Source organism: Plantactinospora sp. KLBMP9567 (assembly GCF_033446045.1).
GTDB lineage: Bacteria > Actinomycetota > Actinomycetes > Mycobacteriales > Micromonosporaceae > Plantactinospora.
Window position 1 is genome coordinate 74,101 of sequence record NZ_JAWQRR010000040.1, and the last position, 25,802, is coordinate 99,902.

General features: G+C 69.4%; 19 protein-coding genes. 12 read left to right on the plus strand and 7 right to left on the minus strand.

From position 1 onward, the window contains the following. The first annotated feature begins 84 nt into the window (after positions 1-84). The 9 genes from R6Y94_RS29755 (at position 85) to R6Y94_RS29795 (ending at position 11,877) form a co-directional block, all read left to right on the plus strand. Positions 85-1,401 carry an ABC transporter substrate-binding protein gene (locus tag R6Y94_RS29755; RefSeq protein WP_318399166.1) on the plus strand — a complete coding sequence of 439 codons (1,317 nt, stop codon included), beginning with the start codon at positions 85-87 and terminating at the stop codon, positions 1,399-1,401. Then, a complete protein-coding gene (locus R6Y94_RS29760) occupies positions 1,398-2,291 on the plus strand; it encodes a sugar ABC transporter permease (protein WP_318399167.1) in 894 nt (297 codons plus the stop codon). Before R6Y94_RS29755 ends, R6Y94_RS29760 begins: the two co-directional genes overlap by 4 nt. 23 nt (positions 2,292-2,314) lie before the next feature. Beyond that, positions 2,315-3,286, plus strand: a complete 972-nt coding sequence (locus tag R6Y94_RS29765) for a carbohydrate ABC transporter permease (RefSeq protein WP_318399168.1) — start codon at positions 2,315-2,317, stop codon at positions 3,284-3,286. Continuing rightward, positions 3,283-4,524 carry a hypothetical protein gene (locus tag R6Y94_RS29770; RefSeq protein ID WP_318399169.1) on the plus strand — a complete coding sequence of 414 codons (1,242 nt, stop codon included), beginning with the start codon at positions 3,283-3,285 and terminating at the stop codon, positions 4,522-4,524. The genes R6Y94_RS29765 and R6Y94_RS29770 overlap by 4 nt, the downstream gene beginning before the upstream one ends. Before the next feature lie 345 nt (positions 4,525-4,869). Beyond that, complete coding sequence (locus tag R6Y94_RS29775; protein ID WP_318399170.1) at positions 4,870-5,871, plus strand: 2-dehydropantoate 2-reductase; 1,002 nt, start codon at positions 4,870-4,872, stop codon at positions 5,869-5,871. 219 nt (positions 5,872-6,090) lie between these two features. Then, positions 6,091-7,632 (plus strand): aldehyde dehydrogenase family protein, encoded by a 1,542-nt coding sequence (locus R6Y94_RS29780; RefSeq protein ID WP_318399171.1) that lies wholly within the window; start codon positions 6,091-6,093, stop codon positions 7,630-7,632. A 4-nt stretch (positions 7,633-7,636) separates the two neighbouring features. Continuing rightward, on the plus strand, positions 7,637-9,361 hold the full coding sequence (gcl, locus tag R6Y94_RS29785; protein WP_318399172.1) for a glyoxylate carboligase: 1,725 nt from the start codon (positions 7,637-7,639) through the stop codon (positions 9,359-9,361). Between the two features lie 204 nt (positions 9,362-9,565). Next, on the plus strand, positions 9,566-10,327 hold the full coding sequence (locus tag R6Y94_RS29790; protein ID WP_318399173.1) for a GntR family transcriptional regulator: 762 nt from the start codon (positions 9,566-9,568) through the stop codon (positions 10,325-10,327). 317 nt (positions 10,328-10,644) lie between these two features. Further along, entirely contained in the window at positions 10,645-11,877 is a 1,233-nt protein-coding gene (locus tag R6Y94_RS29795) for a hypothetical protein (protein ID WP_318399174.1), read from the plus strand. A gap of 169 nt (positions 11,878-12,046) precedes the next feature. Here the strand turns inward: R6Y94_RS29795 and R6Y94_RS29800 are convergent, their stop codons facing one another. Both R6Y94_RS29800 and oxc read right to left on the minus strand, forming a co-directional pair. Beyond that, positions 12,047-13,408: an NAD-dependent succinate-semialdehyde dehydrogenase gene (locus tag R6Y94_RS29800; protein ID WP_318399175.1), complete on the minus strand. Its 1,362-nt coding sequence runs from the start codon at positions 13,406-13,408 to the stop codon at positions 12,047-12,049. A gap of 398 nt (positions 13,409-13,806) precedes the next feature. Beyond that, on the minus strand, positions 13,807-15,540 hold the full coding sequence (oxc, locus tag R6Y94_RS29805) for an oxalyl-CoA decarboxylase (protein WP_318399176.1): 1,734 nt from the start codon (positions 15,538-15,540) through the stop codon (positions 13,807-13,809). A 714-nt stretch (positions 15,541-16,254) separates the two neighbouring features. Between oxc and R6Y94_RS29810 the strand changes: the two genes are divergently transcribed. After that, positions 16,255-16,467 carry a hypothetical protein gene (locus R6Y94_RS29810; protein ID WP_318399177.1) on the plus strand — a complete coding sequence of 71 codons (213 nt, stop codon included), beginning with the start codon at positions 16,255-16,257 and terminating at the stop codon, positions 16,465-16,467. Between the two features lie 6 nt (positions 16,468-16,473). Here the strand turns inward: R6Y94_RS29810 and R6Y94_RS29815 are convergent, their stop codons facing one another. From R6Y94_RS29815 to frc, 5 genes are all read right to left on the minus strand, one after another. Continuing rightward, complete coding sequence (locus R6Y94_RS29815) at positions 16,474-17,499, minus strand: TerC family protein (RefSeq protein WP_318399178.1); 1,026 nt, start codon at positions 17,497-17,499, stop codon at positions 16,474-16,476. Next, a complete protein-coding gene (locus tag R6Y94_RS29820; RefSeq protein WP_318399179.1) occupies positions 17,496-18,074 on the minus strand; it encodes a hypothetical protein in 579 nt (192 codons plus the stop codon). The genes R6Y94_RS29815 and R6Y94_RS29820 overlap by 4 nt, the downstream gene beginning before the upstream one ends. A gap of 45 nt (positions 18,075-18,119) precedes the next feature. Further along, a complete protein-coding gene (locus R6Y94_RS29825) occupies positions 18,120-19,673 on the minus strand; it encodes an Nramp family divalent metal transporter (RefSeq protein WP_318399180.1) in 1,554 nt (517 codons plus the stop codon). Between the two features lie 152 nt (positions 19,674-19,825). Beyond that, complete coding sequence (locus tag R6Y94_RS29830) at positions 19,826-21,991, minus strand: acetate--CoA ligase family protein (RefSeq protein ID WP_318399181.1); 2,166 nt, start codon at positions 21,989-21,991, stop codon at positions 19,826-19,828. 126 nt (positions 21,992-22,117) lie between these two features. Beyond that, entirely contained in the window at positions 22,118-23,347 is a 1,230-nt protein-coding gene (gene frc / locus R6Y94_RS29835; protein WP_318399182.1) for a formyl-CoA transferase, read from the minus strand. A gap of 387 nt (positions 23,348-23,734) precedes the next feature. Between frc and sucC the strand changes: the two genes are divergently transcribed. Together sucC and sucD are read left to right on the plus strand one after the other, a co-directional pair. Then, positions 23,735-24,913 (plus strand): ADP-forming succinate--CoA ligase subunit beta, encoded by a 1,179-nt coding sequence (sucC, locus tag R6Y94_RS29840; protein ID WP_318399183.1) that lies wholly within the window; start codon positions 23,735-23,737, stop codon positions 24,911-24,913. A 5-nt stretch (positions 24,914-24,918) separates the two neighbouring features. Beyond that, entirely contained in the window at positions 24,919-25,794 is an 876-nt protein-coding gene (sucD, locus tag R6Y94_RS29845; protein WP_318399263.1) for a succinate--CoA ligase subunit alpha, read from the plus strand. The last annotated feature ends 8 nt before the right edge of the window (positions 25,795-25,802 follow it).

Consider the following 25,802-nt stretch of genomic DNA (forward strand, 5'->3'; position numbering starts at 1 on the left):
TAGCCGCAGCATGCCAAACGTTTTGCACCTAGGTACAGCCGTGACCCCACCACATTGGCGGCAACGACATAGGGAGCTGATCCGATGAAGCATCGCTCGCCCCGCAGATTCCTCGCGGTGGTCGCGGCGGCCACCGCCGCCTCGGCCCTGGTCGGCTGTTCCACCGGCGGTTCGTCCGCCACCGAGCACGGTGCCGGCGAGGGACCGGTACCCGAGCCGACCGCGCCGGTCACCATCTCGTTCGCCTCCTGGGTCGGCGAGCAGCCGGAGATGAAGAAGCTGGTCCAGCAGTTCCAGACCGAGCATCCCAACATCAAGATCGAACTACAGAACGTACCCGCCGAGGAGGCGAACGAGAAGCTCACCGCGCAGGTCGCCGGGGGCAACCCGCCGGACGTGGCCTTCATCGACGCCAGCACCACGGCCAACTTCGCCTCGCGCAAGGCCCTGGTCAACCTCGACAACTACCTGCGACGCAGCGAGATCGTGAAGGCCGACGCCTACGTACCGGCGTTCAAGACCTTCACCACCTACGAAGACAGCATGTACGGGCTGCCCTTCGACGGCGAGTCGACCGCGCTGTTCTACCGGACCGACCTGTTCGCCGCCGCCGGCCTGACCGGCCCGCCGACCACCTGGGAGCAGTACGAGGCGGCAGCGAAGGCGCTCACCGACCCGGCGAAGCGGACCTACGGCCACGCGATGTTCGCCAGTTCGCCCGAGGCGGCGTACTACTGGTACCCCTGGCTGTGGCAGAACGGCGGCAAGCTGCTCTCCGACGACGGCAAGGAGGTGCTGTTCAACAAGGACGAGGGCAAGCGGGCCGCCGAGTACTACGTCAACCTGGCCAAGTACGCGCCCAAGGACTACCTCAACTCCAACTCGTACGACGGCCGCCAGGCGTTCGCCAACGGCCAGGTCGGGATGTACGTCGCGGGCTCGTGGTTCGCCGGCACCCTCGCCGACGAGTTCCCGGCGATCGACGGCAAGTGGGCCACCGCGCCGCTGCCACAGGGCTCGGCCGGCTGCGGCACCACGATCGCCGGTGACGCGCTGGTCATCTTCAGCCAGAGCAAGCAGACCGACGCCGCCTGGAAGTTCATCGAGTTCCTCTCCAAGCCCGACAACGTCGCCCAGTGGACCTACAAGTCCGAGGACGGCACCACCCTCCCGCCGATCACCAGCCTGCTGGACTCCCCCGACCTGGTGAAGACCAAGCCGGTGCTGGAGGGCTTCGCCGCCGCCATGAAGTGCGGGGTCAGCAACGTGTTCGCCAACCCCGACTGGCCGAAGATCGAGGAAGCCCTGAACGAGCAGCTCGCCAAGGCCATCTACGGCGAGCAGACGGCCGCCCAGGCACTGGACGCGGCCGCGGCGGAGGCCGAGAAGATCATCAGATGAGTGTGCGCGGCAAGCTCCGGCGGGCCTGGCGGGAGCGGTCGGCGTACGCCTTCCTGGCCCCCGGACTGATCCTCTTCTCCGTCTTCACCGTCTTCGCGCTCGGCTTCGCGTTCTACCTGACGTTCCGGGAGTGGAACATCCTGGAGCCGGAGAAGCCCTTCGTCGGGCTGCAGAACTACCGCGACATGGTGCAGGACGAGGACTTCCGCCGGTCGATCATCAACACCGCCTACTTCACCGGGGCCTCGGTGCCGCTCGGCATGGCCGTCGGGCTGGGCGTCGCCCTGCTGCTCAACCAGCCGATCCGGGGTCGTGGCCTGCTGCGTACCCTCTACTTCCTGCCCAACATCACCCCGTTCGTGGTGGCGGCCATCGTCTGGAAGTGGCTCTACAACGGTGACTTCGGCCCGATCAACTTCTACCTGCTGAAGACCCACCTGATCAGCGAGCCGCTGGTCTGGCTGTCGGACAAGAACCTGGCGATGCCGGCAGTGGTGCTGATGAGCGTCTGGGCCAGCGTCGGCTTCTCGATGGTGGTCTACCTGGCGGCGTTGCAGGCCGTCCCGACCCAGCTCTACGAGTCGGCCCGGATCGACGGCGCCGGTCCGTGGGCCAGGTTCCGCTACGTGACGCTGCCGATGCTGGCCCCCTCGACGCTGTTCCTGATGGTGATGGGGATCATCGGCTCGTTCCAGGTGTTCACCCAGATCTACATCATGACCGGCGGCGGTCCGGTCAACCGGACCACCACGATGGTCTATTACATCTACGAGGCCGCCTTCAAGTTCTACGAAATGGGGTACGCCAGCACGCTCGCGTACGGGCTGTTCGTGCTCCTGCTGGTCTTCACGGCGATCCAGCTCCGGCTCTACCGGAAGGCGGACCTGTGAGTAACGCGAACCGAGGAGCCGTCGTGGACGCCACCGTGCAGGATCCCCCGGTAGCGCCGACCGCACCGGCCCGCGCCTCCGGACCGGCCCGCCGGACCGTGCTGGGGCGCCGGCTCTGGCTGGCCGTCTGCTATCTCATCCTGGTGCCCGGCGCGATCCTCTTCGTCGCGCCGTTCGCCTGGCTGGTCAGCGCCTCGTTCCAGCACGTCGGCGACATCTTCTCCTGGCCACCGCAGTGGATCCCGGAGAACCCGACCCTCGACGGCTACCGGGGATTCTTCGGCATCGGCAAGGCCGGCGAGGTGGCGCAGGGCAGCGAGGGCGCCTGGCGCTGGTTCCTGAACAGCGCCTTCGTGGCCACCTCGGTCACCGTGCTGCAACTGTTCTTCAACTCGCTGGCCGCGTACACCTTCGCGAAGCGGAAATTTCCCGGCCGGGACGCGATCTTCCTGCTCTTCCTGGCCACCATGATGGTGCCGCCGCAGGTGACCCTGATCCCGAACTACCTGGTGCTCAAGCACGTCCCGTTCTTCGGCGGCAACGACGCGCTCGGCGCGGGCGGGCACGGCTGGCTCGACTCGTACTGGGGGCTGATCCTGCCCGGCGCGGTCAGCGCGTTCGGCATCTTCCTGCTCCGCCAGTACATGCTGGCCATCCCCGACGAGTTGCTGGACGCGGCCCGGATCGACGGCGCCGGCGAGTTCCGGGTCTTCTGGCGGGTGGTGCTGCCGCTCTGCGGTCCCGCCCTGGCCGCGACGGCGATCTTCACCTTCACCTATGCCTGGGAGGACTTCCTCTGGCCCCTGATCGTCATCTCCAGCTCGGACAAATACACGGTGCCACTCGGTTTGGCCCTGTTCGTGGTGAAGAATCGGACATCCTGGAACCTGCTGATGGCCGGCTCGGTCGTCGCCACCCTTCCCATGATCGTCACCTTCCTGGTGTTCCAACGCCGGTTCATCCAGGGCATATCGATGAGCGGACTCAAAGGATGACCGAGAACGTCAGCGGCCCGACCGGGGCGGAGAGCGGCGCGACCAGGGCGCTGGTCGAGGAACTCCTGAACGACGGCGGCGGGGTGCTCCGGCTCGGGCCCGCCTTCGTCGCCCGTGACCTGGTACCGCCCGGCCGCCGGCTCGGCCTGGCCGACGATGCCTACGACCTCGGCGAGCGGGGCTTCGTCTGCGAGCGCTGGCTCGGCTCGACCACCCGGGCCGACAACCGGATCGGTCCGCCGGACGAGGGGCTCGGGCACGTCGTCGACCGGGACGGGCGGCCCCGGCTGACGCTGCGCGACGCGGTACGCGCCGACCCGGCCGCCATCATGGGCTCGGCGTACGCGGCAAGTCACCCGCAGGGGCTCGGCCGGCTCGCCAAGCTGCTCGACTACGGCGCCCGGATCCCGTACCACATCCACCCGCCGCAGCGCTTCGCCGAGTTGGTCGGACGACGGTCGAAGGACGAGGCCTACTACTTCCCCGCCGGGGTGGAGACCGGCCCGCATCCGGAGACGTTCTTCGGGGTGCATCCGTTGATCGTCCGGGAGCGGGCCTACGACGTGCTGCTGCCGTACCTGGTCGACTGGGACAGCGACCTGATCCTCCGGCACTCCCGGGCCTACCTCCAGGTGCCCGACGACGGTTTCCAGGTACTGTCCGGGGTGCTGCACGGTCCCGGCACCGCGCTGACCGTGGAACTCCAGGAGGACTCCGACGTCTTCGCCATGTTCCAGGCGCTCAACGCCGGCCGGATCATCTCCAAGGATCTGCTCTTCAAGGACGTCCGGCCACAGGACCGGCAGGCGCACGGCGAGCGGTTCCCGCTCGGGTTCGTGGAGTGGGAACTCAACGGTGATCCGTACTTCTACGAGAACAACCACCTGCCGCCGCGTCCGGTCGAGCCGGAGGGTGCGGGCGACGGCGGCCGGGAGTGGTGGATCTTCTACAACACCCCGAAGTTCAGCGGAAAGAAGCTCGTGGTGCCGCCCGGCCGGACCTACCACTGCACGGAGCGCGGGGTGTACTCGATCCTCGTCTGGTCCGGCACCGGACGCTACTGCGGCCACGAGGTACGCGGCGGCGACGCCGACCGCGACGAACTGCTCGTCTCGCACGAGGTGGCGACCGCGCCGCACCCGGTGCAGAACACCGGCGAGCAGGACCTCGTGGTGTTCAGGTTCTTCGGTCCGGACGTCAACGACGCTCCGGTGATCCCCCGGACCACGGCGACCTGACACCGAGGAGCCGCGAGCGGCACCGGCTTCCGGCCGGAGGCGCTCGTCCGGGCGGCGGCACCGTGCTGGTGCGGCTGTCCCCCATCGCTGGCGGCGGCAACCGTCACACCGCCGGCCATCGTTTCGGTTCGCATGCCCGGAACCCCGGCTACCGGTCGTGCTGAAGACCCGTATCCGCTGGTAGCCCCGTTGGTAAGGCTGCACCGAACCGACTCCGAAAACAGTCGAGGCTTGTCAGCCTCATACGGGATTGCATACTGTAGTCAGCATAACGCATACGGGAAGGCACGCCGCTGCTGCGTCGCCTCGGCGCCGCGCGGACGTCGTACGAGAAGGGAGCAGCCCGTGCGAGTTGCAGTGCTCGGAGCCGGCGCCATCGGCGCGTACGTCGGTGCGTCCCTGTGCCGGGCCGGGGTGGATGTCCAGTTGATCGCCCGTGGTGCACACCTGGCCGCGCTGCGGGCACACGGAGTGCGGGTACTCAGTCCCCGGGGCGACTTCGCCGCGCACCCGCACGCCACCGACGACCCCGGCGAGGTCGGGCCGGTGGACTACGTGTTCCTCGGCCTCAAGGCGCATTCCTACGCCTCGGCAGGGCCGCTGCTCGAACCGCTGCTCGGCCCGGAGACGGCCCTCATCGCCGGGCAGAACGGCATCCCGTGGTGGTACTTCCACAAGCTCCCGGGGCCGTACGAGGGTCAGCGGATCGAGGCCGTCGACCCGGGCGGGGCGACCTCGGCGGTGATGGCCCCGGAGCGGGCGATCGGCTGCGTGGTGTACCCGGCCACGGTGATCGAGTCACCCGGGGTGATCCGGCACCTGGAGGGGACCCGGTTCTCCATCGGGGAACCGGACGGCACGGTCTCGCAGCGCTGCCAGCGGTTCAGCGACGCGATGGTGGCCGGCGGGCTGAAGTGTCCGGTCGAGCCGGGGCTGCGGGACGACATCTGGATCAAGTTGATGGGTAACGTGTCGCTGAACCCGATCAGCGCCCTGACCAGGGCCACCATGGCGGAGATCTGCGAGAGCCCGGGGACCCGCCGGGTGGTCGAGCAGATGATGGCGGAGACGCTCGACATCGCCAGCCGGGTCGGCAGCACGCCGGAGATCTCGATCAGCAAGCGGGTCGAGGGCGCCCGGCGGGTCGGCCACCACAAGACCTCGATGTTGCAGGACCTCGAGGCGGGCAAGGAGATGGAACTCGACGCCGTCGTCGCCGCCGTGGTGGAGATCGCCGACATCACCGGTGCGCCGGCACCCACGCTGCGCACCATCTACGCCGCGACCGAGTTGCTGGCCAAGACCATGGCCCGGCCGGCGCCGACCCCCAGCATGACGGCGGCCTGACCGGTCGCCACCACCACCGGCGTACCGGCGAGGCGTCGGCGCAGGTATTGCACTCGATCTGCCGACAGAATACTGTATGCAGACCTCCTAGCTGGTCCCTCCGGGCACCGGGATCCGGTGCCGGTCAGCCATCGACGGGACGCAGACGTTACCGACCCCCGTCCCCGGCCCGGCGATCTCGCCACACCACACAGGACACCCGACGCCCTGGAGGCTCCCGTGACCCTGATCCGAAAACCAGGTACCGCCTGGGGCGACGTCTTCGCCCGCTGCCGCGAGACCGCGCCGGAGGCCTTCGCCGACGACCGTGTCCGCAACTACTGGGGCGGGCGGTGGCGCGCCGACGGCGACCCGGTCCCGGCCACCTCGCCGGTCGACGGCACCTCGATCGCCGGCCCGCCCCGACTGACCGCGGCCACCGCCACCGGGGCGGTCCGGGCCACCGCCGACGCCCACCGCCGCTGGTCGACCGTGCCGCTGCCCGAGCGCAGGGCCCGGGTCACCGCGACACTCGACGCTCTCGCGGCCCACCGCGACCTGCTGGCGCTGCTGCTGGTCTGGGAGATCGGCAAGCCGTGGCGGCTGGCCACCACCGATGTCGACCGCTGCATCGAGGGCGTCCGCTGGTACGTCGAGGAGATCGACTCCATGCTCGCCAGCCGCTCCCCGCTGCCCGGCCCGATCAGCAACATCTCAAGCTGGAACTACCCGATGAGCGTCATCATGCACTCGGTGCTGGTGCAGGTGCTCGCCGGAAACGCGGTGGTGGCCAAGGCACCGACCGACGGCGGGGTGAGCTGCCTGACCCTGGCCGTCGCCCTCGCGGCCCGGCACGACCTGCCGATCACCCTGGTCAGCGGCGGCGGTGCCGAACTCTCCCCGGTGCTGGTGGACTCCCCCGAGATCGCCTGCGTCTTCTTCGTCGGCGGCCGCTCCGCCGGCAGCCAGGTCGCCGCCGGCCTGCTCAACTCCAGCAAGCGGCACGTGCTGGAGCAGGAGGGGCTGAACTGCTGGGGCGTCTGGGAGTTCAGCGACTGGGACGGACTCGCGGCCAACGTCCGCAGGTCCTTCGAGTACGCCAAGCAGCGCTGCACCGCCTACCCCCGGTACGTCGTACAGCGGTCGCTGTTCGACCAGTTCCTGGCCGCGTACCTGCCGGCGGTCCGGGGCGTCCGGTTCGGGCATCCACTCGCCGTCGAGCCGGGACAGGACGGCTTTCCCGACCTCGACTTCGGTCCGCTGATCAAGGACACCAAGGCCAAGGAGCTGACCGACGCGATCGATGCGGCGATCGCCAAGGGCGGCATACCGCTGCACCGCGGCTCGCTCGACGACGGACGGTTCCTGCCCGACCAGGACCGGTCGGCGTACCTGGCGCCGGTGGCGATCCTGGCCCCGCCGCCCTCCTCCCCGCTGTTCCACGCCGAGCCGTTCGGACCGGTCGACACCATAGTGCTGGTCGACACCGAGGCCGAACTGCTGGCCGGGATGAACGCCAGCAACGGCGCCCTGGTCGCCTCGCTGGCCTGCGACGACGAGGCGACCGCGCAGCGGCTCGGCGGCGAGTTGCGGGCCTTCAAGGTCGGCATCAACCGGCCCCGGTCCCGGGGTGACCGGCAGGAGGTCTTCGGCGGCCGGGGCGCCTCCTGGCGGGGCGACTTCGTCGGCGGCGCGCTGCTGGTGCACGCGGTCACCGAGGGCCCGCCCGGCGAGCGCCGGTACGGCAACTTCCCGACCCACGCCCACTACCCGGAGGTCTGAACCCATGGCCAAAATCCCCTGCATGGACGCGGTCGTCTCGGTGCTCGCCTCGGAAGGCGTGGACATCGCGTTCGGCTGCCCCGGCGCCGCGATCCTGCCGCTCTACGCGGCGCTGCGGCGCAGCGACATCCGGCACCTGATCGTCCGGCACGAGGAGGGTGCCACCCACATGGCCGACGGCTGGGCCCGGACCAACGGCCGGGTCGGCGTCGCGATCGGCACCTCCGGCCCGGCCGGTACCAACATGATCACGGGCCTCTACACCGCACAGGCGGACTCCATCCCGATGGTCTGCATCACCGGCCAGGCGCCGACCAGCAAGCTGCACCAGGAGGCGTTCCAGGCGGTCGACATCGTCGAGATCGCCAAGCCGGTGACGAAGTGGGCGGTGCAGGTCAAGGAGGCCGCGCAGGCGCCCTGGATCTTCCGGGAGGCGTTCCGGATCGCCCGCTCCGGGCGGCCCGGGCCGGTCCTGATCGACCTGCCGATCGACGTGCAGCGGCAGGAGATCGAGTGGGACGCCTCGATCGACGCCCCGCTGCCGGTGCCCCGGGTCGAGCCGCACCTGCCCCGGGTCGAGCGGGCCCTGGACATGCTGCTGGCCGCCGAGCGGCCGCTGATCCTGGCCGGCGGCGGGGTGATCATCGGCGAGGCCACCGATCTGCTCCGGGAGGTCGCCGAGGCGCTGAACATCCCGGTCCAGGTCACCCTGATGGGCAAGGGCGCCATCCCGGAGGACCACGACCTCTTCGCCGGGATGACCGGCATCCAGACCACCCAGCGCTTCGGCAACGCGTCCTTCCTGGAATCCGACCTGGTGCTCGCGCTCGGCGCCCGGTTCGGCGACCGGCACACCGGCGACCTTCCGACCTACCGGGGCGACCGGAAGTTCATCCACGTCGACATCGAACCGACCCAGCTCGGCAAGGTGTTCGGCCCCGACCTCGGGATCGTCTCGGACACCGGTGCGTTCCTCGCCGCGCTGCTGGACGCCGTACGGCGCCGGGGCGTGCACCGGGACCGCGGCGAATGGGTCTCGCTGGTCCGCAAGCTGCGCGAGACGCTGCGCCGCCGGGACGACTTCGACGCCGTACCGATCAAGGCGCCCCGGGTCTTCAAGGAGATCAACGAGTTCTTCGGCCCGGACACCTACTTCGTCACCGCGATCGGTCTCTACCAGATCTGGTCCGGACAGTTCCAGAAGGTCTTCAAGCCCCGGCACTACCAGGTCTGCGGTCAGGCCGGTCCGCTGGGCTGGGAGATCCCGGCGGCGATCGGGGTGAAATCCGCCAAACCCGAGGCCGAGGTGGTCGGGGTGGTCGGCGACTACTCGTTCCAGTTCCTGGTCGAGGAACTCGCGGTCGCCGCGCAGTACAACATCCCGTTCGTACTGATCATGTTGAACAACGAGTATCTCGGGCTGATCCGGCAGGCGGAGATCGGCTACGAGATGAACTACGAGGTGGACATCCACTACGACGAGTACGGCACCGACAATGTGAAGGTGATGGAGGCGTACGGCTGCGCCGGCCGCCGGGTGCTGCGCCCCGACGAGATCGCCGACGCGCTCGCCTGGGCCAGTAAGGAGGCCCGGCGGACCAGCCGGCCGGTGCTGGTCGAGGTGATGATCGAGCGGGAGGCGAATACCGCGCACGGGCTCTCCATCGCGAAGGTCAACGAATTCGAGCCGGTACCGGAGATCGAGTACCGCGACGCGGTCTCCGGCTGATCCGGCCGGGTGCCGGAGCGAACGGCGGGGTGGGTGGCCGTGGGGCCGTCCACCCCGCCGACGCGACCGCGGCGCCGGCCGGCTTCTCCGGTCGCTCGGCGATATTGCTGCCGCCGGGCCCGGGGCCGACGATTGCATCTGGGCGACTGTATGCTATAGCCAGGAATCGCCACTCCCGATCGATATCGCAGCCGGAGGTAGTCCATGACCGAATGGGGGGGCTCGGCCTCGCCTGCCGGCGCCAATGGTGGTCGACGACGACTCACCGCGGCCCGCCGCGAGCCACGGGCCGCGCGACAGCCCCTGGAACGGCCCGCACCGCTACGCCAGGCGGTCTACGACGTCATCGCCGAGATGATCATCAACCGCGAGCTGCGTCCCGGTGAGCACCTGGTCGAGAACGAGCTCGCGGCCCAGCTCGGCGTCAGCCGGCAGCCGGTGCGGGAGGCGCTGCAACGGTTGCAGAGCGAGGGCTGGGTCGATCTGCGCCCGGCACTCGGCGCCTTCGTGCACGTGCCGACCGAGGAGGAGGCGGACCAGCTCCTCGCCACCCGTACCCTGCTGGAGTCCGAGTCGGCCCGGCTGGCCGCCCGGCAGGCCACCGCGGAGCAGGTGGAGCGGCTGCGCGAGCTGCAGAACGCCGGCGAGAAGGCGCTGCGCGACGACGACCAGGTGGAGCTGGTCGACGCGAACGCAGCCCTGCACGCGTACGTCGTCGAGATGTCCGGCAACAAGGTCCTCGCCGAACTGATCGCGATGGTCGACCGGCGGGTGCGGTGGTATTACGCACCGATCGCCCGGTCCCGGGGGCGGGAGGCGTGGGACGAGCACGCGGAGCTGATCGAGGTGATCGCCAGCCGCAACGGCCGGCGGGCCGGTGAACTGATGCGCCGGCACACCGAGCGGACCCGGGAGAGCTACCACCAGCGCCGCAAGGAGGCCGCCGAGCGGGAAGCCCTGGGCTGACCGGCAACAGCAGGGAGAGCCCCTCCGTGCCCGGCGACCCATCTCCGCAGGGCACGGAGCCTCACCCGGGTCTCCGCGGGGCACGGAGCCTCACCCGGGGTTAACCGCCACCCGACCGTAGCTGCACGGGAACTGCTCCGAGCCCTGCGCCAAGTGCGTTCAGCCAGCGTCCAGTCACCCTTCAGTCCCGGCTGCCAGCCTCAGGCAACAGGCAGCTTGCTGATGGAGGAAACATGACACGGACTGACGGATCACCCGAACCGCCACCGGAAGTGTCTGCTGGCGCGGTGGCGACCACACCACCGTGGCCGGCTTCGATGGCCGAACAGCGCACGGACGCGGCACCGGTGATCGGACGCGACGGCCAGCGATCTGGCGCCGCACGCCGTAGGCTGCGCCGGGGCGGGGCGCTGGTGGTGCTGCTGGCCCTGGTCGGAATGTTCGGCAGCGCCGTTCCGGCGCACGCCGATGTGGTGGGGAACAGCGACGCGCCGAGGTTGCCCGGCCGGTCGGCCACGGCCAGGCCCGGTGTGTCGGAGCTGACGCCGGACGCCGGCATGCGGCCTTCCGGGCGGCGTCCCACCGCCTCGGTAGCGGCCGGCACCGGGATCACCCTGGGCAGGCCGAAGACCGGCCCGGCACCACGCATGGTCGACGGCGCGCAGGAGGAACCTGCGATCTGCACGCCGTACATCAGCCGGCTGGTGACACCCAACGGCACCGCGCTGACCCGGGTCGACTACCTGGCGGAGGTCGTGTGCAACTTCTACCTCGCCGGCTTCGGCCAGGCATACCTGATCGAGCGGACAAGCGGCGCCCGGTACAACGGTGCCGTCCTCGCCGCTGCCACTCCCTTCTCCTTCGCCTCCGACTACTACGGGTACAGCATCGGCGCGGTACTGATCGACGGGCGCCTCTACGACGGCGGTCGCCAGCTGGAGATCGGGTTCGACCTGGCGCTGCAGACGTTGAACGGTGCGCCCTGGGGCGGCTGCTTCGAACTGCCCGTCGGGCAGCGTTACCTGTCCCCGTGCTACGGCCTGGGTACCCCCACCCTGTCGGTGTCGATCGGGTCGGGGGTGTTCAGCACGGGCCTGCCGGCGTACAACCCGGCGGCCTGGATCCGGGACATCCCGGCGATAGACCTGCTCACCGTCCATGTGAGCGGCCATCCTGATCCGGCGTCGACGGCTCGGCAGAACATCGTGGACACCGCGAGCGGACTGCCCGCCAAGACCAGCGACAACAGCCATGTCGGCAGGACCAACGTGACCCTCGACGGTGACATGCTGCGCGGCATGCTCAGCCTGCACCTGCTGGACGGCTTCAACTTCCGGGTCACCACGATCGCAGGCGGCGTGCACGGCGAGAACTCCCGGCACTACGTCGGCAAGGCGTTCGACGTCGACACCATCAACGGTGCCGGGGTCCCGGGCAACCCGTTCAACGAGGCGTTCAAGAACGCCTGCCGGGCCTACGGCGCGACCGAGGTGTTGGGCCCCGGCGACGCCGGCCACGACCGGCACATCCACTGCGCCTGGCCCCGCTGACGGGTCAGGTCCGACCACCGAGCAGGGTGGGCCGGCGGCCCCGACCGGTGTCAACGGTCGGGGTCACCGACCCGCTCCCGCAGACGGCCACGCCGCACGTCCCGTCGAATCCCGGCGGGACGTGCGGCGTTTGCGGCGGGCCGGTGTCCAAGGCTCGGTCGACACCCCTTCACAGGCGGATGGATTTCTTGTTCATGAACTCCTCGATGCCGGCCGGGCCGAGTTCCCGGCCCATCCCGGAGCGCTTGATCCCGCCGAACGGCAGGTCGGCCTGCGACCCACCGGCGCTGTTCAGATACACCATGCCGGACTCGATCTGCCCGGCAACCCGGCGCAACCGGTGGGGATCCGTGCCCCATACGCTGGCGCCGAGCCCGAACGGCGAGTCGTTCGCGACCGCGACCGCTTCCTCCTCGGTCTCCGCGCGAAAGACCAGCACGACAGGGCCGAAGATCTCCTCGTAGTAGGCGTCCATCTCGGGGGTCACGTCCGTCAGCACGGTGGCCTCGAGATAGGCGCCGGGCCGGTCGATACGACGCCCACCGGTGCGTAGCGTCGCACCCTGCCGGACCGCCTTCTCGATCTGACCGGCCACCTCGTCGGCCGCCGCGACCGACGCCAGCGGCGGCAACTTCGTCGCGGGATCGCCGGGGTCGCCTGGCACGAAGGTCTCGGCCACATGCTTGGTCAGGCGGTCGACGAACTCCTCGTAGATGTCGGCGAGCACGATCATCCGCTTCGGCGAGTTGCACGACTGGCCGCAGTTGCGCATCCGGGCAGTCGCGGTGGCCTTCACCGTCTGGTCCATGTCATCGGTGTCCAGCAGGATCAGCGGGTCGGAACCGCCCAACTCCAGGACGACCCTCTTCAGATTCTTCCCGGCCTCGGCGGCGACCGAGATGCCCGCCCGCTCGCTGCCGGTCAGGGAAACTCCCTGGATGCGGGGGTCCGCGAGCATCTGGGGGATCTGCGCGCTGGACGCGAAGATGTTCACATACGCGTCCTCAGGCACCCCGGCGTCGTGCAGGATCCGCTCGATCGCGGCTGCCGACCGGGGGCAGATCGAGGCATGCTTCAGCAGGATCGTGTTGCCGAGGACCAGGTTCGGCGCCGCGAACCTGGCGATCTGGTAGCACGGGAAGTTCCACGGCATGATGCCGAGCAGCGGCCCAATGGGGTTCTTGGTGATGACGGCCTTGCCACCCCTGATCTCCAGCGGCTCGTCGGCCAGCAGCGAAGGACCGTTGTCGGCGTAGTACCTGAAGATGTCGACGACAACGCCGACCTCACCGCGGCCCTCGTTGATCCGCTTGCCCATCTCCAAGGTCATCGTCGCCGCCAGTTCGTCGGCGCGCTCGGCGAACAGGTCCGCCGCGCGTGACACGATCTCGGCCCGCTCGGCGACCGACCGACGCCGCCACGACAAGTACCCGTGGTGGACGCGATCGATCGCCGCACGGACCTCTCCGTCGGTCGCGTTCTCGATCTCCTCGACCAGTTCACCTGTAGCTGGGTCGGTAACTGTGTACATAGGGATCCACGCCTCCGTTTTCTACCAACGCTGCGCCGGGACACTCTGTCATTGGTCTGCATGCTGTCTACAGACCTGCCGGATGCGAGGTCGGGCCGCCTAGGCGCTCGCCGACCAGGCACCCCGACACTCAGCCGAGCCGGCGGATCCGCACGGTCAGTCGGCACCTCGGGCGGCCCGGCCACGATGCGGGGGACGCTTTGCGTACCACGGCGAGCGGTCGCGCATCGACGGACCGCCCACCCGCACCGCGGGTTCGTCGAAAGCGGCGGCTGGTTGCTCAGGATGCGTGGGCTGGCCCAGGCACCCGAGCGGGATGTTCTACGCCCTCCTCGCCGACGGGGCGGTGCGGTCCGGTCATCGACGCGCACCGTGGGGTGCGGGAGTAGCGCTCGTCCTCAGCGCTGCACCGTGATGCCCTTGGGGTTGAGGTGGGCGATGTTGCCGCTCTCGGTTCCGTCGGTGGGGTCGATGACGCAGTCGATGAGCGCGGGCTGGCGTTGTGCCAGGGCCTCGCGCAGCGCGGCAGTGACCTCCGCCGGCGTCGTCGCCCGATAGCCCTTGCCCCCGAATGCGGCGATCATGAGGTCATGCCGGGCCCGGAGGGCGGTCGGTGCCGGGTCCCCGGACGGTGACGCATCGTCGCCGCGGTAGACGCCGCTGTTGTTCAGCACGACCGTGACGACGGGCAGGCCGTAGCGGCAGATCGTCTCCAGCTCCATGCCGCTGAACCCGAACGCGCTGTCGCCCTCGATGGCGACGACCGGGTCTCCGCTCTCGACCGCGGCGGCGATCGCGTACCCCATGCCGATGCCCATCACGCCCCAGGTGCCGCTGTCCAAGCGGTGTCGCGGCACCCGCATACCGATCGTGTTGCGCGCCAGGTCGAGCGCGTTCGCACCCTCGTTGACGACATACGTCTGCGGGTTCTCCCGCAGGACGTCGCGGATGGCCTGCAACGCGCCCAGGAACTTCATCGGGTGTGCGGTTTCGGCGGCCTTGAGGCGCTTGGCCATCTTGCCGACGTTCTCTGCGGAGCGGGCCGAGAGCTCGTCCCGCCACTGGGTCGGGACCGCGATCTGGCCGGGTGTGGTCCGGTCGATCAGGGCCTGCATCACCGAGCCGACGTCACCGACGAGCGGCGCCGCGATGGGTTGGTTGCTGTCCAACTCGGTGCTGGCGATGTCCACCTGGATGAACTTGGCGTCGGAGTTCCACTGCGGTGCGTCGCCGTGTCCGAGCAGCCAGTTCAGGCGCGCACCGACGAGCATCACGACGTCGGCCCGGCGTAGGGCCAGGGACCGGGTGCTGGCCACCGACTGCGGGTGGTCGTCGGGCAGCAGGCCCTTCGCCATCGACATGGGCAGGTAGGGCACACCGGTGAGCTCGATGAATTGGCGGATCTGATCGTCCGCCTGCGCGTACGCGGCGCCCTTGCCGAGCACGACGAGCGGCCGCTGGGCGCTGGCGAGCAGCTCGATCGCGCGGTCCAGGGCCGCAGGTTCGGGTACCTGACGCGGTGCCGGGTCGACGACCCGCCACAGTGACGCCGCGCCCAGGTCCGCGTCGATGACCTCGCCGAGGACCGCGGCCGGGATGTCGAGGTAGACCCCTCCCGGTCGTCCGGACACGGCAGTGCGGATCGCGCGGGCCACGCCGCGGCCGATGTCTTCCGCCCGGTGTACGCGGTATGCCGCTTTGGCAAACTGTCGAGCCGCCGCCAGCTGGTCCATCTCCTCGTAGTCGCCCCGCTGCAGATCGACGAGGTGCCGCTCGCTGGACCCGGAGATCTGCACCATCGGGAAGCAGTTCACGGTGGCGTTGGCCAGGGCTACCAGCCCGTTGAGGAATCCCGGGGCGGACACGGTGAGGCAGATTCCCGGCTTCTTCGTCAGGAACCCGGCCGCCGCCGCCGCGTGCCCGGCGGCGCTCTCGTGCCGGAAGCCGATGAAGCGGATGCCGGACGCCTGCGCCAGGCGGGCCAGGTCGGTGATCGGGATACCGACGACGCCGTAGATGGCGTCGACCTCGTTGAGCTTGAGCGCATCGACGACTAGATGGATCCCGTCGGTGAGTTTCTGCGCACCTACGAGGTCGCCAGCGTCTGACTCCCGGAGGGAAGCGATGGTCATGATCAGAGTCCTCCATCATCGTCGTGCGACTTCTGCGTACAATATGTATTTTTGCTACCGATCGTCGGGTTTGGCTCGGCCGGCGACGGCGACGACGGGCACTGCGCGAGCGCGCACGGGAAGCGACGTCCTTCCCCTCGCTGTCTCCAGAAGTGCATACCGTATGGGGTAGGCAATAATCGTGGACCATGTGACAGCGGGGTGTCTAGGGGGTAGCAGGGACGTTTTCCGGGCAGGCTGGCCCGCACCGGTGCCGAACTGCTGGCCGTGGACCCGTCGGCGACGCGGTGGCTTTGGTCACTAGAACGGTTTTTTGTATACCGAAGGCGGTATCCTGGAGCCATCGAACAAGGACCTGTCGCCGGACAGGACGAGCACGAGGGTTTGTGGTGACACGGCACCGGGTAGCTCCACACAGGAGAGGCCGGCGTACCGTTCACACCATGGCCCGGGCCGCGAGCCCGCGGCCCCGCACCGGCCGCCGCGGGCGACCCCCGCCGGTCATCGATCCGGCGACGGACATAGATCCGGCCGCCACGCGACGAGGCGTGACGGCGGAAGATCCGGCGACCCGGGTGTGCCCGGCCCCACCAGGCACACCCGGATGTCCTGCCGGACCACCGTCCCGGACGGTCTCATGTCGTCCGGTCCGGTGCGCACGGTCCCGGGAAGCGTCGTTTCCCGGGAAGACCGACAAGCAGGAGTGATGCTGTCATGACCACCTGGCGAACGTTCTCACGTTCCCTGACCCGACTCTCCGACCGGCTGGCCTTGCCGACCGGGTTCCCGGCTGACGGCCGCTCCCTCGGGCTCGGCCTGGCGGCCGCGCTGGAGAACCAGCGTCGGGCCGCCCGGCCGAGCGACGAGGAGATCGAGCAGCTCCTCCGGGGCTCCTCCGCCACCGACGGAGACCTGGCGAAGGTCTGACCACCTTCAGACCGTGTCCCGATCCGCCGTCACGGAGGTCGGAGCACCGACGGCGTCGGTCTCCATCCCCTCCGTGGCGGCGGTCGGCCGCCGGAGCCGGTCCCGCCGGGACTTCAGCAGGCTGGCCACGGTGGTGACAGCCAAGGTACCGATAATGACCCCGAGCGAGACCGCGATCGGCACCTCCGGAGCCCAGCCGACGCCGTCGTGGTGCAGCGCCTCCATGACCAGCTTGACGCCGATGAAGGCCAGGATGAACGCCAGGCCCTTGCTGAGGTACACCAGCCGGTCCAGCAGGCCACCGATCAGGAAGTAGAGCTGCCGCAGCCCCATCAACGCGAACGTGTTCGCGGTGAAGACCAGGTACGGCTCCTGGGTCAGCCCGAAGATCGCCGGAATGGAGTCCAGCGCGAACAGCAGGTCGGTGGTGCCGATGGCGACCATGACGATCAACATCGGGGTCACCATCAGCCGACCGTCCACCCGGGTCAGCACCGAGGCGCCCCGGTACGACTCGGTGGTCGGCAGGATCCGCTTCGCCGTACGCAGCGCGATGTTCTCGGAGAACTCGTCCTCCTGCTGCGGCCCCACCAGCTTGATCGCGGTGTAGATCAGGAAGGCACCGAAGAGGTAGAAGAGCCAGTCGAACCGGGTGATCGCCTGCGCCCCGGCCGCGATGAAGATGCCCCGCATCAGCAGCGCCAGCACGATGCCGATGAGCAGCACCTTCTGCCGGTACTTCAGCGGCACGGCGAATCGGCTCATGATGATGATGAAGACGAACAGGTTGTCGACGCTGAGCGAGTACTCGGTGAGCCAGCCGGCGAAGAACTGGCCGCCGTAGCTGACCCCGGCCGTCGCCATCAGGACGAACCCGAAGGCGACCGCGGCCAGCACGTAGAAGCTCACCCAGGCCACGCACTCCCGGAAGGCCGGCTCGCGCGGATTGCGGGCGACCAGGTAGAAGTCGAAGGCGATCATCGCCAGAAAGCCGACGATCGTCACGGCCCATACCCAGACCGGCAAGTTCATAGCTCTCCCTTGGGTCGGAACAGGGTCGGTCGGCCGGCAGCCCGACCGGCGGCCCGGGCCCGCCGACGGCTCTCCCGGGCCTTCCACTGCGCCTCGGCGTGCTGGAGATAGAAGGCGTACAGCCGGTCGGCCGCCGGGTTGCGGTGCCGGACCCGGCGCAGCCAGCCCGGCGCGATCCGCTCGTGCAGCCAACTGAATCCGATCGCGAACCCGAGACTGACGATCGCCTGGTAGGCGAGGAAGCCGAGCAGGTCGGGCGGCAGTGCCGGCCGGCCGACGACCATCAGGCCGACCAGCATCTCGTGGGCGACCCGGGCGACCGGGAACCCGATGAACCAGTAGAGCGCCGCCGGGGCGAAGACGCCCGGCGAGGCGACGCCGGCGCCCAGCAGCAGCCCGAAGCCGCCGCCGAGCAGTACCAGCGGCAGACCGAGCCCCACCCCGTGGGCCAGGGCCCAGTCGATCGGTTGGCCGGCGAGCAGGGCGAGCCCGACGGCCGCCACCCCGGCGGTCGCCCCGATGCCGGCTCCCGGCAGGGCGAGCTCACCGAGGTGGCGTACTTTATGGCCGGTCACGACGTTCCCTCACTCCGCTTGATCATGACAACTCCTCCCGTCGCCTCAGTCGATGACCACGCCGAAGCGGACCAGGCTGTAGATCAGCATGCCGAGGTAGAACACCGCGCCGAACCCGATCACCACGTTCTGCACGATGCCCGGCCGGATCGGCTTGGGCAGCATCCGGTTGTTGACCAGCAGCAGCACGACGCAGTACGCGCCCATCGCGAAGGTGGAGAGGAAGGCCAGTACGTCGAGGATCGCGCCGGGGCCGTCCGCCGGACCGAAGTTCAGGATCAGGATGCCGAACGTGATGACACCCCAGAGGAACCCGGCGTACAGCTTCGACATGCTGAACCGCTTGGCCCCGGGTACGAAGTGGTAGGTCATGTCCGCCTGGCCCCGGGAGAACGAGTCGAAGAGGCCGAGCGTGGCGTTGAGACCGATCAGTGCGATGAAGCCGAGGAAGACTCCGTGCAGCACCGGCGCGCCGGCCGAGGCGAACGCGTCGGCCATCGCGGTCAGCGCCGCCTCCCGCTCACCGTCGCGGATCACGTCCCCGACGCCCGGGTTCTCCCGGACGGCGGTCTGGGCCAGCACCGTGAACGAGATGGTGACCAGCATCGTGACGCCCCAGAAGAGCAGCAGGGCGTCGAAGGTGACCCAACGCCGCCAGCCCTTCCACTTCTTCATCTCCTCCGGGCTGTCGGTGTCGAACATGAAGCCGCGGGACGGCATCTCCTCCTGCTCACCCGCGTGCCGCAGGCCACGGATCTTCGGGATGTGCGCGCCCATGCCGGCACCGGAGTCCCGCAGGTGCAGCGTGTACCACATCTGCTGCATCCCGGACGGGCCGGCGAACGCGATCGCGCCGACGATCACCGGGAACCAGGCCGCCGACATCGCCTCGCTGGGCAGGTAGCCGAAGTGGAACATCCCGGCGAGGGTCGAGGTGACGTCGCTCCACTGCCCGACGATCGAGGCGACCACCGAGGTGCCGATCACCAGTACGCCGATCAGGATGCCGAGCAGGCCCTCCAGCAGCGGATAGATCACCTTTGCCAGGCTGAACACCACGCCGACCAGGATCAGCCCGACACAGGCGCTGACGGTCCAGGGTATCCCGGTCACCTCCTCGAAGGCGGCGGCGCCGGTGGAGAGGTGTCCGGGCCAGATGTAGACCAGGATCGCCACGCTGAAGAAGAACCACATCAGTGGTTTGAAGACCCGGGCGGCCCCGAAGAAGATGCTTTCACCGGTGGCCATCGCGTACCGGGCCATCTCCAGCATCACGAAGGCCTGCAGGGTGACACCGATCAGGAAGAGCCACCGGATCTCCGGCCCGAAGATCAGGACCAGCCGGGGCCACATGTACGACTCGCCCATGCCCACACCGAGCGCGACGAGGAACACGGTCGGGCCGAGCAGGTGGATCGAGGGCGGAGCCTTGGGCAGCTCCCGGATCGGCATCGGTTCGAGATTTCCGGCCCGCCACACCCGTTCCTCGGTGGGCGGGGCCGGCGGGGTACCGCCGCGCTGCTCGGGCAACGCGGCGGTGCCGGCCGCCGGGGTGGTGCTTGTCGGCTGAGTTGGGTAAGGGCTGTTCGAAGCGTCCACGCTGGACCTCCTGGGGACTGTGACGTCGTACGGAGCCGGAGGACGGGCCGGTTCCGACGCTGGTGTCCGTTGACCCTTGGCCGCGGAGCGGGTCGCCGTGTCGCTTAGTGGCCCCTCCAACTGCCTGGTCGGGTGGAACTGTCGTGCATTGCTCAGCGGCCGTCCGGTTGGCCGCCCAGCAGACCGGCGGAACGTGCCCACCGGTACTTGGCGCCGAGCACCGCGACCGGCTTCTCCGTGGTGTACGGATAGGCGACGATCCCGTGCCGGTACAGGTGCTCGCTGGCCTCCTCGACCTCGACGTCCCCGGCGAGGGAGGCGACCACCGGCTTGTGGATGCCCTTGGCCCGGAACTCCTCGACCACGTCGACGACCAGCTCGGCGAAGACCATCGGCGGGGTGACGATGGTGTGCCAGTAGCCGAGGATCAGCGAGTGGATGCGGGGGTCGGACAGACCGAGCGCGATGGTGTTGCGGTAGGTGGACGGCGGCTCGCCGCCGGTGATGTCCACCGGGTTGCCGGCCGCGCCGAACGGCGGGATGAACTTGCGGAACGCCTCGTCCAGGTCCGGCGGGATCTCCATCAGGGTGAGCTTGTTGTCCACGCAGGCGTCCGAGAGCAGCACCCCCGAGCCGCCGGCGCCGGTGATGATGACGACGTTCTCGCCCTGCGGAGTGGGCAGCAGCGGGATGCCGCGGGCGTACTCCAGCAGGTCGTTGAGGCCGGGGGCCCGGATCACGCCGTTGGAGCGCAGGATGTCGTCGTAGACCTTGTCGTTGCCGGCCAGCGCCCCGGTGTGCGAGCTGGCCGCCTTGGCGCCCTGGTCGGTGCGGCCCGCCTTGAGCACCACCACCGGCTTGGTCTTGGAGACCCGGCGGGCGGTGTCGGCGAACGAGCGGCCGTCCTTGAGGTCCTCCAGGTGCATGGCGATGAGCTGGGTGTTCGGGTCGCTCTCGAAGAAGGTCAGCAGGTCGTCCTCGTCGATGTCGGCCTTGTTGCCCACCCCGACGATCGCGGAGACGCCCATCCGGGCGGCCCGGCTGAAGCCGAGGATCGCCATCCCGATGCCGCCGCTCTGCGAGGAGAGCGCCACCCCACCCTTGACGTCGTACGGGGTGCAGAACGTGGCCGAGAGGTTCTCCGGGGTGTAGTAGTAGCCGTAGATGTTCGGCCCGAGGATCCGTACCCCGTGCTCGCGGGCGATCCTGACGACCTCGGCCTGCAACTCGTGGTTGCCGGTCTCGCCAAACCCGGACGGGATCAGGATCGCCCCGGCGACGCCCTTGGCGCCGACCTCGGCCAGTGCCTGCGGCACGAACTTGGCCGGGATGGCGAAGACCGCCACGTCGACCGGGCCGGGCACGTCGGAGATGCTCTTGAACGCCTTGCGGTCCAGGATCTCGCTGGCCTTCGGGTTGATCGGGTAGATCTCGCCCTGGTAGCCGCCGTTGACCAGGTTCTTCATCACCGAGTTGCCGATCTTGCCGGCCTCGGCGGAGGCGCCGATCACCGCGACCGAGGCCGGCCGCATGATCCGGTTCATGCTGGCCAGGATCTCCTCGTCGGTGAAGCGCTCCGGCTGGGCGGCGGCGGCCGGGTCGACCAGGATCCGCACGTCGACAGCGGTAGCGCCGGAGACGGTGGCCAGCACCGGGTTGAGGTCCACCTCGGCCAGCTCCGGGAAGTCGGTGACCAGGTTCGACAGCCGGACGACCAGGTCGGCCAGCACCTCGCGGTTGGCCGGCTCGGCGCCGCGTACGCCGCGCAGGATCTCGGCCGCGGCGATCCCGTCGATCATCGACAGCGCGGTCTCGGTGTCGGTCGGGGCGAGCCGGAACTGGACGTCCTTGAGCACCTCGACCAGTACGCCGCCGAGCCCGAACGCGACCACCTTTCCGAAGGTCGGGTCGGTGACCGTACCGACGATGACCTCGTGGCCGGAGTCGAGCTGCTGCTGCACCTGCACCCCGACGATCTTGGCATCCGCCTTGTACGCCCGCGCGTTGCCGAGGATCGTGTCGTACCCGGAAGCCACCTCCTCGGCGGTGCGCAGCCCGACCAGCACGCCGCCGGCCTCGGTCTTGTGCAGGATGTCCGGCGAAACGATCTTGAGTACCACCGGCAGGCCGATCCGCTCGGCCAGCGCCACCGCCTCGTCGGCGCTGCCGGCCAGACCCTCACCCGGGGTGGCGATCCCGTACGCCTCGACCACCAGCCGCCCCTCCGGAGCGGTCAGCGAACTCCGGCCCTCCGCAGCGGCCTGGTCCAGCACCCGCCGCACGGCCTCGCGGTCGTAGCTGCTGTCGTTGGATGGCATTACGTCGTCTCCTTCAGGAACGCCGGTGCCGGCGGGGCCGGCGGCCGGGGAACGTGCGGGTTCTGGTCGGACGGGACCGGTGGTGGCGGTGCGGTGCCGGACGCCGCCGGCGCGGCGCCCGGCCGCTCAGACGGCGCCGGCGGCACGCAGCTCGCCGACCTGCTCCTCGGTGTAGCCCAGCTCGCCGAGCACCTGGAGGGTGTGCTCGCCGAGCAGCGGCGAGCGCTCCACCTCGACGTGCGAGTCGGAGAGCTTGATCGGGTTGCCGACGGTCTTGTACGCCCCCCGGTCGGGGTGCGCGACCTCGACCACCGAGCCGAGCTGGGCGAGGGTCTCGTCCTCGATCAGCTCCCTGGTAGACATGATCGGCCCACACGGGATGTTGTACGCGTTGAGCTTTTCCATGACCTCCTGCTTGGTGTGCCGCTCGGTCCACTCCTCGATCAGCGCGAACGCCTTGTCGAGTTTGTTGAGGCGCACCTGCGGCGTGCTCCAGGCGGGGTCGTCGGCCAGTTCGGGCTTGCCGATCAGCTCGCAGATCGGCTTCCAGCCCACCGGCTGGATGATCACGTAGATGTAGTCGTTGGGCCCACCGGGCGCACACCGTACCGCCCAGCCGGGCTGGCCGCCGCCGGAGGCGTTGCCGGAGCGCGGCACCTCGTCGCCGAAGGTCTCGTTCGGGTACTCCCCCAGCGGGCCGTGCGCCAGCCGCTGCTGGTCGCGCAGCTTGACCCGGCAGAGGTTGAGCACCGCGTCCTGCATGGCGACCTGCACCCGCTGGCCCCGCCCGGTGCGGGTGCGCTGGTAGAGCGCGGCGAGGATGCCGGCGACCAGGTGGATACCGGTGCCGGAGTCGCCGATCTGCGCCCCGGTGGCGGTCGGCGGCCCGTCCTCGAATCCGGTGGTGCTCATCGCCCCACCCATCGCCTGGGCGATCACCTCGTACGCCTTGAAGTTGGCGTAGCGGCCCGGCCCGAAGCCCTTGATCGAGGCGTAGACCAGGCCGGGGTTGATCTCCTGTAGCCGCTCCCAGGGGAAGCCGAACCGCTCCACCACGCCGGGGCCGAAGTTCTCCACCAGGATGTCCACTCCGGACACCAGCTTGGTGAAGACCTCCTTGCCCTGCTGGTGCTTCATGTTCAGGGTGATGCTGCGCTTGTTGCCGTTCAGCATGGTGAAGTAGAGGCTGTCCACGTCCGGGATGTCACGCAACTGGGTGCGGGTGATGTCGCCCTGGCCCGGTGCCTCCAACTTGATCACGTCCGCGCCCAGCCACGCCAGGATCTGCGTGGACGAGGGGCCGGACTGTACGTGCGTCATGTCGAGGACCCGTACGCCCTCCAGTGCCTTACCCATGCCAACCTCCTGTGCGCGCCCCGCCGTGCACTGCATGCCGTGGAGCTGAACCTCGGTTGCCCTGCCGTTCGCGGTTGCCGTGGACCGGTAGCCCGGTCCGCCCCCTGATCGGGATTGCATACCGTATGGGGTAGGCAATATCGTGGCGCATGTAACAGCGGAGTGTCTAGGGGGTAGCGGGACGTTTTCCGCCGGAGCCAGCGAGGCCCAGGCGGTGCCGCACCCACCCATCGACCCGGGCCAGAGCCCGGTTCCGCTGCCCAGCACCCCATCCACGGTCCGATCTCCACGCCCGGTCCGATCCCCCGTCTCTCCACCCGCCCGTCCGGGACCGCCCACGGGCGGGTGGAGTGCAACCCACCGAAGGTCGAGAAGAAGGGAGGCCCGGTGGACCTGTTGGAGCACCAGGCACAGGAACTCTTCGCCAAGCACGGCGTACCGGTCAGCCGGAACCGCGTCGCCAGCACCCCCGACGAGGCACACTCCGCCGCCGCCGAGATCGGCGGACGTGTGGTGGTCAAGGCCCAGGTCAAGACCGGCGGCCGGGGCAAGGCCGGCGGAGTGAAACTGGCCGACGGACCGGACGCCGCCCAGGACGTCGCCACCAGGATCCTCGGGATGGACATCAAGGGCCACACCGTGCACAAGGTGCTGGTCACCGAGGCGAGCGACATCGTCGACGAGTACTACGTGTCTTTCCTGCTCGACCGGTCCAACCGGTCGTTCCTGGCCCTCGTCTCCGCGCAGGGCGGTGTCGAGATCGAACAGGTGGCGGCCGAGAACCCGGAGGCGCTGGCCCGGACCTGGGTGGACCCGGCCGACGGCTTCGACCTGGACGGCGCGCGCCGACTGGCCGCCGCCGCCGGCCTGCCCGACGAGGTACGCGAGGACGTCGCCCGGGTGCTCGTCCGACTCTGGAACGTGTTCCGGTCCGAGGACGCCACCCTGGTCGAGATCAACCCGCTGGCCCGACTCGACGACGGCAGCGTACGGGCCCTGGACGGCAAGGTGACGCTGGACGACAATGCCCGGTTCCGCCAGCCGGGGCACCCGCAGTACGTCGACGTCAGCGCCACCGACCCGCTGGAGGTCAGGGCGGCCGAGAAGGACCTCAACTACGTCAAGCTGGACGGCTCGGTCGGAGTGATCGGAAACGGCGCCGGTCTGGTGATGAGTACCCTCGACGTGGTCGCCTACGCCGGCGAGCAGTACGGCGGGGTCAAGCCGGCCAACTTCCTCGACATCGGCGGCGGCGCCTCCGCCGAGGTGATGGCGAACGGCCTGGAGATCATCCTCGGCGACCCCGACGTACGCAGCGTCTTCGTCAACGTCTTCGGCGGGATCACCGCCTGCGACGCGGTCGCCGACGGCATCGTCGCGGCGGTCGGGCTGCTCACCGCCCGGGGCGAGACGATCACCAAACCGCTGGTCGTCCGGCTCGACGGCAACAACGCCGCGCAGGGGCGGCGGATCCTCACCGAGGCGGCGCTTCCGGGCGTACGGCTGGTGGACACGATGGACGGTGCGGCGCGGCTCGCCGCCGAACTCGCCGGCAAGGGGGCGTGACAGCCATGGCAATCTTCCTCACCGAGAAGAGCAGGGTGCTGGTCCAGGGCATCACCGGTACCGAGGGCACCAAACACACCCGCCGGATGGTCGCCGCCGGCACCAACATCGTCGCCGGGGTCACCCCGGGCAAGGGCGGCCGGGACGTCGACGGCATCCCGGTCTTCGACACCTGCGCCGAGGCGGTCGAGGCGACCGGTGCGGACGTCACGGTGGTCTTCGTGCCGCCCCGGTTCGCCAAGGCGGCCGTGGTGGAGGCGGTCGACGCTCGCCTCGGCCTGGCCGTGGTGCTCACCGAGGGCATTCCGGTGCACGACACCGCCGAGTTCTGGGCGTACGCCCGGGCCACCGGCAACCGGACCCGGATCATCGGACCGAACTGCCCCGGTCTGATCAGTCCCGGTCAGTCCAACGCCGGCATCATCCCGGCCGACATCACCAAGCGGGGCCGGATCGGCCTGGTCAGCAAGTCCGGCACCCTGACCTACCAGATGATGTACGAGCTGCGCGACTTCGGCTTCTCCACCTGCGTCGGCATCGGCGGCGACCCGATCGTCGGCACCACGCACATCGACTGCCTCCAGGCGTTCGAGAACGACCCCGAGACCGAGGCGATCGTGATGATCGGCGAGATCGGCGGGGACGCGGAGGAGCGTGCGGCGACGTACATCGCCGAGCACGTCAGCAAGCCGGTGGTGGGCTACGTCGCCGGTTTCACCGCCCCGGAGGGCAAGACGATGGGGCACGCCGGAGCGATCGTCTCCGGCTCGTCCGGCACGGCACTGGCCAAGCAGGAGGCGCTGGAGGCGGTCGGGGTCAGGGTCGGCCGGACGCCGTCCGAGACCGCCGCACTGATGCGCGAGACGTTACTGGAGCGCTGATCCGCGAG

Coding starts and splice junctions, on each gene's coding strand:
- R6Y94_RS29790 (WP_318399173.1), top strand. CDS start 9,566: ATGACCGAATGGGGGGGCTCGGCCTCGCCTGCCGGCGCCAATGGTGGT.
- R6Y94_RS29755 (WP_318399166.1), top strand. CDS start 85: ATGAAGCATCGCTCGCCCCGCAGATTCCTCGCGGTGGTCGCGGCGGCC.
- R6Y94_RS29815 (WP_318399178.1), bottom strand. CDS start 17,499: ATGAACTTGCCGGTCTGGGTATGGGCCGTGACGATCGTCGGCTTTCTG.
- R6Y94_RS29770 (WP_318399169.1), top strand. CDS start 3,283: ATGACCGAGAACGTCAGCGGCCCGACCGGGGCGGAGAGCGGCGCGACC.
- oxc (WP_318399176.1), bottom strand. CDS start 15,540: ATGACCATCGCTTCCCTCCGGGAGTCAGACGCTGGCGACCTCGTAGGT.
- R6Y94_RS29830 (WP_318399181.1), bottom strand. CDS start 21,991: ATGCCATCCAACGACAGCAGCTACGACCGCGAGGCCGTGCGGCGGGTG.
- frc (WP_318399182.1), bottom strand. CDS start 23,347: ATGGGTAAGGCACTGGAGGGCGTACGGGTCCTCGACATGACGCACGTA.
- sucD (WP_318399263.1), top strand. CDS start 24,919: ATGGCAATCTTCCTCACCGAGAAGAGCAGGGTGCTGGTCCAGGGCATC.
- R6Y94_RS29760 (WP_318399167.1), top strand. CDS start 1,398: ATGAGTGTGCGCGGCAAGCTCCGGCGGGCCTGGCGGGAGCGGTCGGCG.
- R6Y94_RS29795 (WP_318399174.1), top strand. CDS start 10,645: ATGGCCGAACAGCGCACGGACGCGGCACCGGTGATCGGACGCGACGGC.
- R6Y94_RS29810 (WP_318399177.1), top strand. CDS start 16,255: ATGACCACCTGGCGAACGTTCTCACGTTCCCTGACCCGACTCTCCGAC.
- R6Y94_RS29800 (WP_318399175.1), bottom strand. CDS start 13,408: ATGTACACAGTTACCGACCCAGCTACAGGTGAACTGGTCGAGGAGATC.
- gcl (WP_318399172.1), top strand. CDS start 7,637: ATGGCCAAAATCCCCTGCATGGACGCGGTCGTCTCGGTGCTCGCCTCG.